General features: G+C 74.3%; 12 protein-coding genes. 1 reads left to right on the top strand and 11 read right to left on the bottom strand.

Annotated features, from left to right (window positions below; genetic code table 11):
* Positions 1-34: 34 nt before the first annotated feature.
* From panD to ACL03H_RS04570, 6 genes are all read right to left on the bottom strand, one after another.
* Positions 35-499: an aspartate 1-decarboxylase gene (panD, locus tag ACL03H_RS04595; protein ID WP_412809809.1), complete on the bottom strand. Its 465-nt coding sequence runs from the start codon at positions 497-499 to the stop codon at positions 35-37.
* A 66-nt stretch (positions 500-565) separates the two neighbouring features.
* Positions 566-1,465 (bottom strand): pantoate--beta-alanine ligase, encoded by a 900-nt coding sequence (gene panC, locus ACL03H_RS04590; protein ID WP_412809808.1) that lies wholly within the window; start codon positions 1,463-1,465, stop codon positions 566-568.
* Positions 1,462-2,361: a Rossmann-like and DUF2520 domain-containing protein gene (locus ACL03H_RS04585; protein ID WP_412809807.1), complete on the bottom strand. Its 900-nt coding sequence runs from the start codon at positions 2,359-2,361 to the stop codon at positions 1,462-1,464. Before ACL03H_RS04585 ends, panC begins: the two co-directional genes overlap by 4 nt.
* Before the next feature lie 130 nt (positions 2,362-2,491).
* Positions 2,492-3,931 carry a PrsW family intramembrane metalloprotease gene (locus ACL03H_RS04580; RefSeq protein WP_412809806.1) on the bottom strand — a complete coding sequence of 480 codons (1,440 nt, stop codon included), beginning with the start codon at positions 3,929-3,931 and terminating at the stop codon, positions 2,492-2,494.
* Positions 3,932-4,047: 116 nt separating this feature from the next.
* Positions 4,048-5,169, bottom strand: coding sequence for a DUF6779 domain-containing protein (locus tag ACL03H_RS04575; RefSeq protein ID WP_412809805.1), 1,122 nt, complete (start codon positions 5,167-5,169; stop codon positions 4,048-4,050).
* Between the two features lie 132 nt (positions 5,170-5,301).
* Positions 5,302-5,766 carry a DUF3180 domain-containing protein gene (locus ACL03H_RS04570; protein ID WP_412809804.1) on the bottom strand — a complete coding sequence of 155 codons (465 nt, stop codon included), beginning with the start codon at positions 5,764-5,766 and terminating at the stop codon, positions 5,302-5,304.
* Between the two features lie 122 nt (positions 5,767-5,888).
* Between ACL03H_RS04570 and ACL03H_RS04565 the strand changes: the two genes are divergently transcribed.
* Positions 5,889-6,833, top strand: coding sequence for a MerR family transcriptional regulator (locus ACL03H_RS04565; RefSeq protein ID WP_412810012.1), 945 nt, complete (start codon positions 5,889-5,891; stop codon positions 6,831-6,833).
* A 195-nt stretch (positions 6,834-7,028) separates the two neighbouring features.
* On the opposite strand, the gene folK is transcribed toward ACL03H_RS04565, so the two are convergent.
* The 5 genes from folK to ftsH all read right to left on the bottom strand — a co-directional run bounded on the left by folK (position 7,029) and on the right by ftsH (position 11,998).
* Positions 7,029-7,553, bottom strand: a complete 525-nt coding sequence (gene folK, locus ACL03H_RS04560; RefSeq protein WP_412809803.1) for a 2-amino-4-hydroxy-6-hydroxymethyldihydropteridine diphosphokinase — start codon at positions 7,551-7,553, stop codon at positions 7,029-7,031.
* Positions 7,550-7,927: a dihydroneopterin aldolase gene (gene folB / locus ACL03H_RS04555; protein WP_412809802.1), complete on the bottom strand. Its 378-nt coding sequence runs from the start codon at positions 7,925-7,927 to the stop codon at positions 7,550-7,552. Before folB ends, folK begins: the two co-directional genes overlap by 4 nt.
* On the bottom strand, positions 7,920-8,747 hold the full coding sequence (folP, locus tag ACL03H_RS04550; RefSeq protein ID WP_412809801.1) for a dihydropteroate synthase: 828 nt from the start codon (positions 8,745-8,747) through the stop codon (positions 7,920-7,922). Before folP ends, folB begins: the two co-directional genes overlap by 8 nt.
* Positions 8,747-9,370 carry a GTP cyclohydrolase I FolE gene (gene folE, locus ACL03H_RS04545; RefSeq protein WP_412809800.1) on the bottom strand — a complete coding sequence of 208 codons (624 nt, stop codon included), beginning with the start codon at positions 9,368-9,370 and terminating at the stop codon, positions 8,747-8,749. The genes folP and folE overlap by 1 nt, the downstream gene beginning before the upstream one ends.
* A 99-nt stretch (positions 9,371-9,469) precedes the next feature.
* Complete coding sequence (gene ftsH, locus ACL03H_RS04540; RefSeq protein WP_412809799.1) at positions 9,470-11,998, bottom strand: ATP-dependent zinc metalloprotease FtsH; 2,529 nt, start codon at positions 11,996-11,998, stop codon at positions 9,470-9,472.
* Positions 11,999-12,248: the final 250 nt, after the last annotated feature.

Raw genomic sequence — 12,248 nt, 5'->3', positions numbered from 1 at the left:
TACCTCCCAAGTCGGGTTCGGGACCAGGTCCGGATCAGGCCTCGGGCGCGGCGAGCAGGGCGTCCAGCTTCGCCGCGTCGTCGGTCTCGGCGGGAACGGCCCCGCTGACGAGCCCGGCCCCGGCGGGGACCGCGGCCGGGTCGGTGCCGCGCTCCAGCACCGAGTTGTCCGCGTCCACGAAGATCACCCGCGGCTGGAAGGAGCGCGCCTCCAGCTCGTCCATCACGCCGTAGGCGATCAGGATGACCAGGTCGCCGGGCTGCACCAGGTGCGCGGCGGCCCCGTTGATGCCGATCACGCCGGAGCCGCGTTCCCCGGTGATCACGTAGGTCTCCAGCCGGGCGCCGTTGGTGACGTCGACGATCGCGACCTGCTCGCCCTCCAGCAGGTCGGCGGCGTCCATCAGATCGGCGTCCACGGTGACCGAACCGACGTAGTGCAGGTCGGCCTGGGTGACCGTGGCCCGGTGGATCTTGGACTTGAGCATCGTGCGGAACATCGCGGACTACCTCCCCCGCCGCCCTCGGCGGCCGGACTTCGAAGCGGGTGGTTCACCGGTGCTCGCTCAACCCCCGGAGGGGCCCAGCTGCACCAGCGCGTTGTCGAGGAGCCGGGTGCCGCCGACCGTCGCCGCCACCAGCAGCCGCGCCTCCCCCGAGTCCGGGGCCGGCCCGAGCTCGGTGTCCCGCAGCTCCAGGTAGTGGAGGCGCACCAGCGGCTCGGAATCGAGCACCGCGCGGGCCGCCGCCAGCACGGCCGCCGCCCCGGCCGGGCCCGCGTGCACGCCCGCGGCCATCGCGGCGGACAGGGCGAGCGCCGCCGCGCGCTGCTCTTGGTCCAGGTAGGCGTTGCGGGAGGACAGCGCGAGCCCGTCGGCCTGCCGCACGATCGGCACGCCCTGGATCTTCGCGTCGAGGTCCAGGTCCCGCGCCATCCGGCGCACCAGCACGAGCTGCTGGTAGTCCTTCTCCCCGAACAGCGCCAGGTCCGGGCGCACGATGCCGATCAGCTTCGCCACCACGGTGAGCATCCCGTCGAAGTGCCCCGGTCTGCTCGCGCCCTCCAGCTGCTCGCCGAGCGATCCGGCGGTGACGCCGATCTGCCGGTCGGGGGCGTACATGTCGGCGGGTTCGGGGGCGAGCACCAGCTCGACGCCCTCCGCGCGGCACTGCTCCAGGTCGGAGTCGAAGGTGCGCGGGTAGCGGTCCAGGTCCTCGCCGGGGCCGAACTGGAGCGGGTTCACGAAGATCGAGACGACCGTGACGGTCGCGGGCACCTTGCGGGCCGCGCGGATCAGCTCCAGGTGGCCCTCGTGCAAGGCGCCCATGGTCGGCACCAGGGTGATCGGGCGGCCGGTGGCGCGCAGCGCCCGGGTGACCTTGGCCAGCTCCGCCGGGCGGCGGTGCACGGTGAGCTCGCGGGCGGTGAAGCCGGGGCCGGCGCCCGCGGTGTCGGCAGTGCTCATCGCTGCTCCTCGTCGAGCGCCTCGTGCAATTCGGAAGCCGCGCGGGAGTCCAGCAGGCCGGTGCGCTCGGCCCGGTCGGCGGTCCGCTTCGCCATCGCCACGTAGCCGGACACCATCTCCGGCGCGGTCTCGCGCAGCGCGGCCAGGTGCGCGCGGACGGTGCCGAGGTCGCCCCGCGACACCGGGCCGGTCAGGCCGCGGTCGGCGAAGCGCAGCGCGTTGTCCAGCGCGGCCGACAGGATGGGCGCCATCATCCGGTCCGGGACCTCGACCCCCGCCTCGCGCAGCAGGTCCGCGCACTCGTTGACCAGGGTGATCAGGTGATTCGAACCGTGCGAGAGCGCCGTGTGGTACAGCCGCCGGGAGTGCTCGGCGACCCGGACCGGCTCGGCGCCGAGCTCCAGCGCCAGCACCTCACCGACGTTCCACGCCGCCTCGTCCTCGGGCGCGGTCACCGCGACGCACGCCGTGGCCAGCCGCTCGACGTCCTCGGCGCGGCCGGTGAAGGTCATCGCCGGGTGCAGCGCGAGGGTGAGCACGCCGAGGTCGGCGGCGGGTTCCAGCACGGCGGCGCCGTGCGCGCCGCAGGTGTGCAGCAGGATCTGCCCCGAGCGCAGCGAACCGGTGGCGACCAGGCCGCGCACCAGTCCGGGAAGCGCGTCGTCGGGGACGGCCAGCACCACCAGGTCGGCGGCCTCGACCACCTCGTCCGGCGGGCGCACCGGCACCCCGGGCAGCAGTTCCTCCGCGCGCCGCAGCGAGGCGTCCGACACCGCGGACACCGCCACCACCACGTGCCCGGCTCGCGCGAGCGCCGCTCCGAGCACCGCACCCACGCGGCCCGCGGACACCACGCCGACCCGCAGCCGGGGACCTGAGCCCCGGCTGGCAGACATCGCCACGTCGTCCTCCCAACCGTTCCAGTCCCGATCCCGGGTACCGGACAGCAGCGCGAGAGTAGCCCGCGCGGACGCCCGATCGGCCGGGCGGGTGGCGAGAACCACCCGCCGGGACGGGTTCGACGGCCTACTGGCGGGGCGGGGGCCCCGGCCGGTGCTGCGGCGCGGGCGGGCCGGGCTGCTGGCGCGGCGGGCGGCCCTGCGGCGCGGGCCTGCCGGGGCCCTGCTGCGGGCGCGACTCGGGGCGGCGCCCTGGTTGCTCACCGGTGGCGGGCGGTCCCGGAGTCGGCGGAGGGGAGCTCCGCCGGGAGGTGCCGTCGGCGTTCACCCGGGGGCCGGGGCGGCGCACGCTCTGGGTCAGCTCGTGGATCTTCACCCGGGCCGTCTGGAACGCCTCCTGCGAACCCACCGCCGAGCGCCGCGCCGCCTTGAGCTCCCCGATCAGCCGCTCCCGGCGGGCCCGTCGCACCGCACTGGTGGTGCGGCCCTCGGCGGCCCGGTGCTGGAGGAACGCCAGCTCCGTGACCGCGATCTGGTAGTCCCGGACGGCCTTCGCCGGTTCGACGCCCGCGCTGCGGCGCACCTTGCGCAGCCAGCCCCGGCGGCCCGCCAGCGAGGCCAGCATCTCCACCTCGCTGCGCGGGATCAGCCCGGCCCGCTGGAGCACCGGGAGCTGGTCGGCGACGATTCGCTGCTCGCGCTTGCGCTGCCAGACCACCAACCAGCCGGTGCCGGCGAAGATCGGCACCATGATCAGGAAGTAGACGTTGAGGAAGCCGGTGCCGCCCAGCAGCGTCGAGGCGTTCCAGGCCGCGTGCAGCAGCACCGCCAGCGCGAACCCGGCCGCGGGCCACAGCACGCGCTTGGTCGTGTCGGTGGTCCGCGAGGCCAGCCCGATGCCGATGCCGACCATCGAGGTGAACAGCGGGTGCGAGAACGGCGCCAGCACCCCGCGCAGGATGAACACGGCGATGACGCCACCGGTCGCGCTGCCCCAGCCGCTCTCGGAGAAGGCCTTGCCGAAGTACAGGATGTTCTCGGTGAACGCGAACCCGGCGGCCGTCAAGCCCGCGTAGACGATGCCGTCGACCAGCCCGTTGAACTCCGAGCGGCGCCAGAACCACAGCACCACCACGAACAGCGCCTTCGCGCCCTCCTCGACCAGCGGCGCCATCAGCGCGCGTTCGAAGAAGACGTGCTCGCTCGGGCCGAACAGCAACTCGCCCAGGCCGATCACGGAGCCGTTGAGCAGCAGCGAGCAGGCCGTCGCCCCGCCCGCTCCCCACAGGAAGGCGCCGACCATGAGCACGGGCGGCTCGGGTTCCCAGCGGTCGATCCACACGATCGCCGCGAACACCACGCCGACCGGGATCAGCGCCGCGAGCGCGCCCACCAGTGCGGGCAGCACCCCGACCCGGGAGGTCGCGACCCCGACCATGACCAGGCCGATGACGCCGAGCAGCAGCAGGCCCGCGACGGGCCAGCCGACCGCGGAGTGCTTTCGGGCTTGCAGCCGGCGCGCTTCGGAGATGTCGGCGACGGGCCCGGGAAGATCACGTGTGGACACGCCCGAAACCCTAGAACCCACCACGCCGACCCCACACCACCTGGGGCGCATTCGTCCCACCGGGGCAGCTCCGCCCGCTGCCGCCGCGCCACCCGGCCCGCCGGGCGAGCCGGTGGTCAGGACTCGCGGCGACGGCGGCGCTTGGTCGGGGGCTGTTCGGCGGAGTCGCCGTAGGCGGCGAGCAGGTCCGTCACCGAGGTGCCCTCGGTGTGCGCGCCGGCCGGAACCTCGCTGGTCGGGGAGCGCCGCTCGGCGGGCTCCTCCGGGGCGGGCTGCTCGGCGGGCTGCTCCGGCTGGGCGGCGGCCTGCTCGGGGCGCACCGGACGGAGCCGGTCCGAAGTGGACTCCGGCCAGGCGCCCTGGGTGCCTGCGGGGCGCGGCCTGCGCGTCTCGGCGGCCTGCCGGGGAGCGGGTCCGCTCTGGCGCGGGCGGCCGGGCTTGCGCCGCTTCGCGGGCGGCGGCTCGGGATTCCGGGGCGCGGCGTTCCCGGGTTCGGGATTCCGGGTCTCGCCGACACCGGATTCGTTGCCGGACTCGGGATTCCTGGGCTCGGGATTCCTGGGTTCCGCGCTCCGGGGGGCGGGGTTCCGGGGCTCGGCGTCGTGGTTCGGGGGCTGCTGCTCCGCGGGCCGCGGGGCCTCCGGGGCCGCGGGCGCGACCTGGCCCCGGTGCGCGACGGGCAACTGCCGACCGCGCGCGTCCGGCTGGATGATCCGGGGCTGCGCGCCGGTCTCACCGTCCATGATCCGCGGCTGCTCACCCGTGGCGGGGCGCTCCGGCAGGGAGCGGACCCGGGTGGACTCCGCGCGCAGCGCGACCCGCTCGAACAGCACGTCCCCGCCGAGCATCTGCTCCAGGTTCTTGCGCAGCGCCCGCAATTCCGCCTTCAGCGCCTGGATCTCCGCGTCGGATTCGGCTGCCGCGGCGCGCCGGGCCTCCGCCTCGGCGGTGGCCTCGAACTCGCGCCGAGCGGCGATCTCGCGCTCCAGCTCGATCTCGTAGATCCGCTGCCGCTCGGCCTCCCGCTCGGCGGCCTCGGCGGCCTTCCCGCGCAGCTTCGCCACGCCGAACGCGCCCAGCAGCGCGGCCCACAGCGCGGCCACCAGACCGAGCTTCAGCACCCGGGAATCGTCGCTGAGCACCAGCACCGCCGTCGCGGCGGCCGCGAGGACGAGGGCACCGGCCCACAGCACCGACGGTCGCTGGTCAGCGGCTGCGGATCGAGCGGGGTCGGGCATGGGCACACGGTACCCGGCGGTTACCCGTTCGAGATCCGCAGGGAACGGGCGCCGCCCGGGTTCGGCGCCGCGCTCCACCCGCTGCCGCCGAACGGACCAGCGCTCCCCCGCCGCGCACGCCGGGTTCCGGGGCTAGCCGGCGTCCTCGTCGGGCTCCTCGGGCTCGTCCGGGTTGCGCAGGCAGTGCTCCAGCCACAACCCCGCCGCCACCAGCGCGGCCGCGCTGACCAGGCCGATCACCGCCGAGGTGGTGTCGTCCCTGGCCGCCTGCGCCGCGTCCCGCATCGGCAGCACGTGTCCGAGGAGCCCGCCCCACACCCCCGCCATGATCGAGCCGGCCATCGAGGACGCCTTCGCCAGCGCCACCGCCCGCGCCGCGGCCAGCGCGTCCACCGGCTCGGCGCCGGGCTTGCGCTGGACGCGCGGGCGCAGCAGCGCCGCGAGGACGACGTCCACCAGAGCGATCAGCAGCAGCGTGACCCCGGCGAGCGCGGGCAACCGGGGGAGGTCGCCGTAGGCGAGCCGGGCACCGAGGTAGGCCAGGGCCGCCGCGATCAGGACGGCGGCGATCAGCTGCCACGCCGGGGTGAACGTCATCCGATTCTGCTGCCGAGGTGCCACGATCCCCAGCATCGCACTCCCCGCTCCGGTCCCGGACCTGACCCGCGTGGCGGAAAGGGCTTGAGCCTCCCCCGACTGGAGGGTCGATCGTGATCGATGTGGACGACGCGCAGCGCTACACCATCGGAGAGCTCTCCCGGCGCACCGGGCTGAGCGTGAAGACCATCCGCTTCTACTCCGACCGCGGGATCGTGCCGCCCCTCGATCGAACGCACGCCGGCTACCGGCTCTACGACGTCGCCGCCATCGCGCGGCTGGAGCTGGTGCGCACCCTGCGCGAGCTCGGCGCCGGACTCGACGAGGTGCGGCGGGTGCTGGCCGACGAGACCAGCGTGGGACGGCTCGCGGAGGCGCAGCTGGCGCTGGTGGAGGACCAGCTGCGGCTGCTGCGGACGCGGCGCGCGGTGCTGCGGGCGGTCGTCCGGCTGAACAGACCGACCGAAGAGGTGAAACTCATGCACAAGCTGGCCAACCTGTCCGACGAGGAGCGCAACCGGCTCATCGACGAGTTCTGGGACGAGACCATCGGCGGCCTCGACGTGGACCAGCGCTTCGCGGCCTGGATGCGCTCGGCGAAACCGGAGCTGCCGGACGACCCGAGCACCGAGCAGGTGGAGGCGTGGATCGAGCTCGCCGAGCTCGCCGGGGACACCGGGTTCCGAGCCGCAGTGCGCCGGCTGTGGGAGCAGCAGGCCGCGCAGCAGGGCGATGCGGAGACCGTGCCGGTGCGGACGCAGGAGGACGCGGCGCCCTGGTGGGCGCTGCTCGACGAGGTCCGGCACGCCGACGAGGCCGGGCACGTCCCGGAGTCCGGGCGAGGTCGCGAGCTGGCCGAGCGGGCCGCTGAACTCTGGTCCCGCCAGCGGGGCGCGGCGGACGACCCGACCGCGCGCACCGAGCTCGCGGACCACTTCGGCGGGCCCTACGACGAGCGGATGTCCCGGTACTGGGAACTGCTGGCGATCATCAACGACTGGCCGCCGCACCCCACCACCGAGCGCCAGACGCACTGGCTGGCAGCAGCGGTCCGCGCCACCCTGTGATCCCGGCCGGGCCGACGGCGGGGTTGGTCCTCGTCGCCGCCCGCTCAGCGGGAAGATCCGTTGGGCAGGACCCGGCCGGCGCGCCCGGTACCGGCGCGGGATCGCGGCGGTACCGGGCGGGCAACGACGCCGTGGCGCCGGGAGCTGCCCGAGGGCTCGGTCCCGCGGGGAGCGGGCCGCCGCGACTTCCGCCGCTCAGCTCCCGAGCGGGCCGGTTCCGGGGCCGCTCCCCAGGTCGAGGTCCGCGCGGAGGCGGACCCCGGCCAGCTCCTCGACGGGGAGCGCGTCGCGGAGCGCCGCCACCGGGCCCCGCCCGGGCAGCACCGCGTCGGGCTCCACGTCCAGCCACGGCACCAGCACCGTCGCCCGCGCGGCCGTGCCCGGGTGCGGCAGCAGCAGCTCCGGATCGTCGCTGCGCACGCCGTCCACGGTCACCACGTCCACGTCCAGCGTGCGCGGCCCCCAACGGCGCTCGCGGATCCGCTCGGCCGCGCGCTCCAGCTCCTGCCCGCGCCGCAGCCAGCCCCACTCGTCCACGTCGTCGGCGGCCACGACGAGCACCGCGTTGAGGAAGTCGGGCTGGTCCTCGACCCCCCACGGCGCGGTCTCGTACACCGGCGAGACGGCCACCACCGCGGGGCCGAACCCCGCCACCGCCGAGCGCAGGTGCGCCAGCCGATCGCCCAGGTTCGACCCGAGCGAGAGCACCGCCCGGCTCATGCGCCCCGCGCGGCGCGGCGGGAGCGGCGGATCGTCACGGCCACGTCGGCGAAGGTCAGCGGGATCGGGGCGGAGGGCTTGTGGATGGTGACCTCGGCGGCGTGCGCCCGCTGGTCGGCCATGATCCCGTCCGCGATCTCCGCGGCCACCGTCTCGATGAGGTCCCGCGAGGGCCCGGCCACGACGTCCGCCGCGCGCCGCGCCAGCTCGCCGTAGTCCAGCGTCTGCGCGAGGTCGTCCCCTGCGGCCGCACCGCCCAGGTCCACCCACACGGTCAGATCGACCAGGAACTCCTGGCCGTCGCGCTTCTCGTGGTCGAAGACGCCGTGGTGGCCGCGCACCCGCAGCCCGGTCAGCGCGATCCGGTCAGCCATCCGTCCCTCCGGTGTTCCACGCGGCGGTCACCGCGACCGCGTCCAGCGAGCTGCGCACGTCGTGCACCCGCACCGCCCAGGCGCCCCGGTCCGCGGCCAGCGCCGAGACCGCGGCCGTCGCCGTCTCCCGGCCGGCCGGCGGGCGCGGGGCCCCGTCGTCGTCGGCCAGCAGCGCCCCGAGGAAGCGCTTGCGGGAGGCGCCCACCAGCACCGGGAAGCCCAGCTCGACGAACTCGCCCAGCCGGTGCAGCAGCGCCCAGTCGTGGTGGCTGGTCTTCGCGAAGCCCAAGCCCGGGTCGAGCACGATCGCGTCCTCCCGGACCCCGGCCCGCAGCGCCGCGTCGACCTGCGCCAGCAGCTCCGCGCGCACCTCGGCGACCACGTCCTCGTAGCGGGCCAGCGCGGTCATGTTCCGGCTGTGCCCGCGCCAGTGCATCAGCACCCAGGGCACGCCGGTCTCGGCGGCCACCCGCGCCATGTCCGGGTCCGCCAGCCCACCGGAGACGTCGTTGATCACCGATGCGCCCGCGGCGACGGCGGCCGCCGCGACCTCGGCCCGCGTGGTGTCCACGCTGACCCGCACCCCGGCGCCGGCGAGCTCCGCCACCACCGGCAGCACCCGCTCGGCCTCGACGGCCGCAGCGACCCGGTCGGCTCCCGGGCGGGTCGACTCGCCGCCCACGTCGACGAGGTCGGCGCCCTCCCCGACCATCTCGACGCCGTGCGCCACCGCCGCCTCGACGTCCAGGTAGCGGCCGCCGTCCGAGAAGGAATCGGGCGTCACGTTGAGCACGCCCATCACCGCGCAGCGCCGCGCCATCAGGAGCCCCTGATCAGCGACAGCGCCTCGGCGCGGGAGGACGCGGAACTGCGGAAGATGCCGCGCACCGCGGACGTCGTCGTCGTGGAGCCCGCCTTGCGCACCCCGCGCATCCCCATGCACAGGTGTTCGGCGTCCACCACCACGATCACGCCGCGCGGCTCCAGCTTGCGCGCCAGCGCGTCGGCGACCTGGGAGGTCAGCCGCTCCTGCACCTGCGGGCGCTTCGCGTAGAGGTCCACCAGCCTGGCGAGCTTGGACAGGCCGGTGACCCGGCCCTTCTCGTTCGGGATGTAGCCGATGTGCGCGACGCCGTGGAACGGCAGCAGGTGGTGCTCGCACTGGGAGTACATCGGGATGTCGCGCACCAGGACGAGTTCCTCGTGCGCCTCGTCGAAGGTGCGGTCCAGCACCTCGTCCGGGTCGGTGTAGAGCCCGGCGAACAGCTCCTGGTAGGCGCGGGCGACCCGCGCGGGGGTGTCCCGCAGGCCCTCGCGGTCCGGGTCCTCGCCCGCCGCGAGCAGCAGCTCCCGGACGGCGGCCGCCGCCCGCGGCTCGTCGAAGGCGGGCCGATCGGAGGTCCGGGGCTCGTCCGGCCCCGACTGCTCGCCGAGACTGCTCATCACGTGTCGATCCTCCACCGGCTCACCGAACCGACGCAGGGGCACCGTCGTCGTGCGACGGTGCCCCTGCCTCGGTCTTGTCGCTCGCGGCGCTGGTCCTCAGCGCCCGCTCTCGCCCTTGTCCTCGCCCGGCCGTTCCGCGTCCGGTGACTGCCGGTCGCCGGACTCGGCGGCCTGCTCGCCGGCCCCGGGAGAACCCTGCTGGTCCGGGCTCTGCTGGACCGAACCGGGCTGGGCCGAACCGGGGTGGGGCACCTGCTGCGCCCCGGCCGCCGGGTGCTGCTCCCCTGCGGGCTGCTGCGGGGCGGGCTGCTGCCCGCGCTCCCAGGACGGGACCCACTGCTGGTAGGGCTGCTGCTGAGCACCACCCGGCGCGGTCGCCGGGGTCCACCCGGGAGGCGCGCCGTAGTTCGGCGGCACGCCCTGCGGCGGCTGACCCGGCTGGCCGTGCTGCGGCTGCCCCTGCGGGGGCTGGCCGTACTGCGGCTGGCCCTGCGGGGGCTGCCCGTACGGGCCGGCCTGCGGCTGCTGCTGCCCGTACGGGGCGGGCGGCTGCTGAGCGTTCGGGTGCGGGAACTGCACCGTACCCTGGCCCGGCTGGGGCTGGTCCTGGTTCTGCTGCCCGGCCGGGACGGCACCCGCGGGCGCCGAGCCGTTCGGCGCGGAGAGCTTCGGGGGCTCCGCCACCGGCGGGGGCCACGGCTCGCCGCGCTCGATGGCCAGCTCGCCCGGGGTCTTGATCGGCGGCTTCTCCGACGGGGTGCGCCCGCCGAAGTCGTTGAACGCCGTGATCCGGGGCCGCTTCTCCACCCTGGCGAAGATCCGCTCCAGGTCCTTGCGGACCAGGGTCTCCTTCTCCAGGACCTCCATCACGAGCTCGTCGAGGATGTCGCGGTAGGTGTTGAGCACCTCCCACGCCTCGGTGTGCGCGGCCTCGATGAGCTTGCGCACCTCCTCGTCGATCTCGTGCGCGACCTCCAGCGAGTAGTTCGGCTGCTGGCCGGCGGAGCGACCCAGGAACGGGTCGCCCTCCTCCTTGCCGTACTTGACCGCCCCGAGCCGGGCGGTCATGCCGTACTCGGTCACCATCGCGCGAGCGATCTTGGTCGCCTGCTCGATGTCGCTGGAGGCACCGGTGGTGGGCTCGTGGAAGACGAGCTCCTCGGCCGACCGGCCGCCCAGCGCGAACACCAGGCGCCCGATCATCTCCGAGCGGGTCATCATGTCCTTGTCGTCCTCGGGGACGATGAGCGCGTGCCCGCCGGTGCGGCCGCGCGGCAGGATCGTGAGCTTGTAGACCGGTTCCACGTCCGGCATCGCCCAGGCGGCCAGCGCGTGCCCGCCCTCGTGATAAGCGGTGATCTTCTTGTCCCGCTCGGAAATGATCTTGCTCTTCCGGCGCGGGCCGCCGATCACGCGGTCCACCGACTCCTCCAGCGCGGCGGCGGTGATGAGCTGACCGCCTTCGCGGGCCGTGAGCAGCGCGGCCTCGTTGACCACGTTCTCCAGGTCCGCGCCCGAGAAGCCCACGGTGCGCTTGGCCAGGCCCTCCATGTCGGCGTCCTGAGCCAGCGGCTTGCCCTTGGAGTGCACGCCCAGGATCGCCTTGCGACCGCGCAGGTCCGGCGCCGAGACGGGGATCTGCCGGTCGAACCGGCCCGGGCGCAGCAGCGCCGGGTCCAGGATGTCCGGCCGGTTCGTCGCGGCGATGAGGATGATCCCGCCGCGCGAGTCGAACCCGTCCATCTCGACCAGCAGCTGGTTCAACGTCTGCTCGCGCTCGTCGTGACCGCCGCCGAGGCCGGCGCCGCGCTGGCGGCCGACCGCGTCGATCTCGTCGACGAAGATGATGCACGGCGCGTTCTGCTTGGCCTGCTCGAACAGGTCGCGGACGCGGGAGGCGCCGACGCCGACGAACATCTCCACGAAGTCCGAACCGGAGATCGAGTAGAACGGCACCCCGGCCTCCCCGGCCACGGCGCGCGCCAGCAGCGTCTTGCCGGTACCGGGCGGCCCGTAGAGCAGCACGCCCTTCGGGATCTTCGCGCCGAGCGCCTGGTAGCGGCCCGGGTTCTGCAGGAAGTCCTTGATCTCGTGCAGCTCCTCGACGGCCTCGTCGGCCCCCGCGACGTCGTTGAACAACGTCTTGGGCATGTCCTTGGTGAGCTGCTTGGCCTTGGACTTGCCGAAGTTGAGCACCCGGTTCCCGCCGCCCTGGACGTTGTTCATCATCCACATGAGCACGAGCACCAGGAGGCCGATCGGCAGCAGATAGATCAACATCTGCGTCCAGAACGAGTCCTGGGTTACCTCGGTGTTCCACTTCTCGACGTTCGACCGCCGGATGTCGTCGACCACCGAGTTGGTGGCCCCGGCGGGGTACTGCGCCATCAGCTGTCCGCTGTCGGCGAAGGTCTGACCCTGCTTCAAGGTCAGCAGGACCCGCTGTTCCTTGTCCTGGATCGTCGCCTCGGCAACCTTGCCCTCGGAGATCTGCCGGAGGGCGTCGGAGGTCGAGACCTGCTGATAGGCCTTCGTCTCGTCGAAGAGGACGCTGAGGCTCATTATCAGCGCTAAGACCGCCAGGATCCAGATCAGCGGATTACGGAGCAGGCGCTTGAGGTCCATTCACTTGCGGCCGACGGTCGGCCTCGACCCTCCCTGACTTCACTTCGGTCAACGGCACCGGTGAACGGCGAACCGTCGCCGCCGTCAACCCCCTCGGACCAGCGTACCGGCCGCTGGGAGCGCGCCACCACGCCGAGCGTCGTGGCAGTTGGACAACCCTACTCCCCGGCCCGAACCGGACCTTTCCCGCGTCGGGGGGGGGGGGGGGGGGGGGGGGGGCGAGGGGGGGGGGGGGGGAGGGGAGGGGGGA

This window comes from Saccharopolyspora antibiotica (assembly GCF_047200635.1).
Taxonomy (GTDB): domain Bacteria; phylum Actinomycetota; class Actinomycetes; order Mycobacteriales; family Pseudonocardiaceae; genus Saccharopolyspora_C.
This window is presented reverse-complemented; position numbering and strand designations above follow the sequence as displayed.

What these genes read in the sequence shown, in the direction of transcription:
- panD (WP_412809809.1), bottom strand. Translation starts at nt 499, where the DNA reads ATGTTCCGCACGATGCTCAAGTCCAAGATCCACCGGGCCACGGTCACC.
- folE (WP_412809800.1), bottom strand. Translation starts at nt 9,370, where the DNA reads ATGAGCAGTCTCGGCGAGCAGTCGGGGCCGGACGAGCCCCGGACCTCC.
- panC (WP_412809808.1), bottom strand. Translation starts at nt 1,465, where the DNA reads ATGAGCACTGCCGACACCGCGGGCGCCGGCCCCGGCTTCACCGCCCGC.
- folP (WP_412809801.1), bottom strand. Translation starts at nt 8,747, where the DNA reads ATGGCGCGGCGCTGCGCGGTGATGGGCGTGCTCAACGTGACGCCCGAT.
- folB (WP_412809802.1), bottom strand. Translation starts at nt 7,927, where the DNA reads ATGGCTGACCGGATCGCGCTGACCGGGCTGCGGGTGCGCGGCCACCAC.
- ACL03H_RS04585 (WP_412809807.1), bottom strand. Translation starts at nt 2,361, where the DNA reads ATGTCTGCCAGCCGGGGCTCAGGTCCCCGGCTGCGGGTCGGCGTGGTG.
- ACL03H_RS04575 (WP_412809805.1), bottom strand. Translation starts at nt 5,169, where the DNA reads ATGCCCGACCCCGCTCGATCCGCAGCCGCTGACCAGCGACCGTCGGTG.
- ACL03H_RS04570 (WP_412809804.1), bottom strand. Translation starts at nt 5,766, where the DNA reads ATGACGTTCACCCCGGCGTGGCAGCTGATCGCCGCCGTCCTGATCGCG.
- folK (WP_412809803.1), bottom strand. Translation starts at nt 7,553, where the DNA reads ATGAGCCGGGCGGTGCTCTCGCTCGGGTCGAACCTGGGCGATCGGCTG.
- ftsH (WP_412809799.1), bottom strand. Translation starts at nt 11,998, where the DNA reads ATGGACCTCAAGCGCCTGCTCCGTAATCCGCTGATCTGGATCCTGGCG.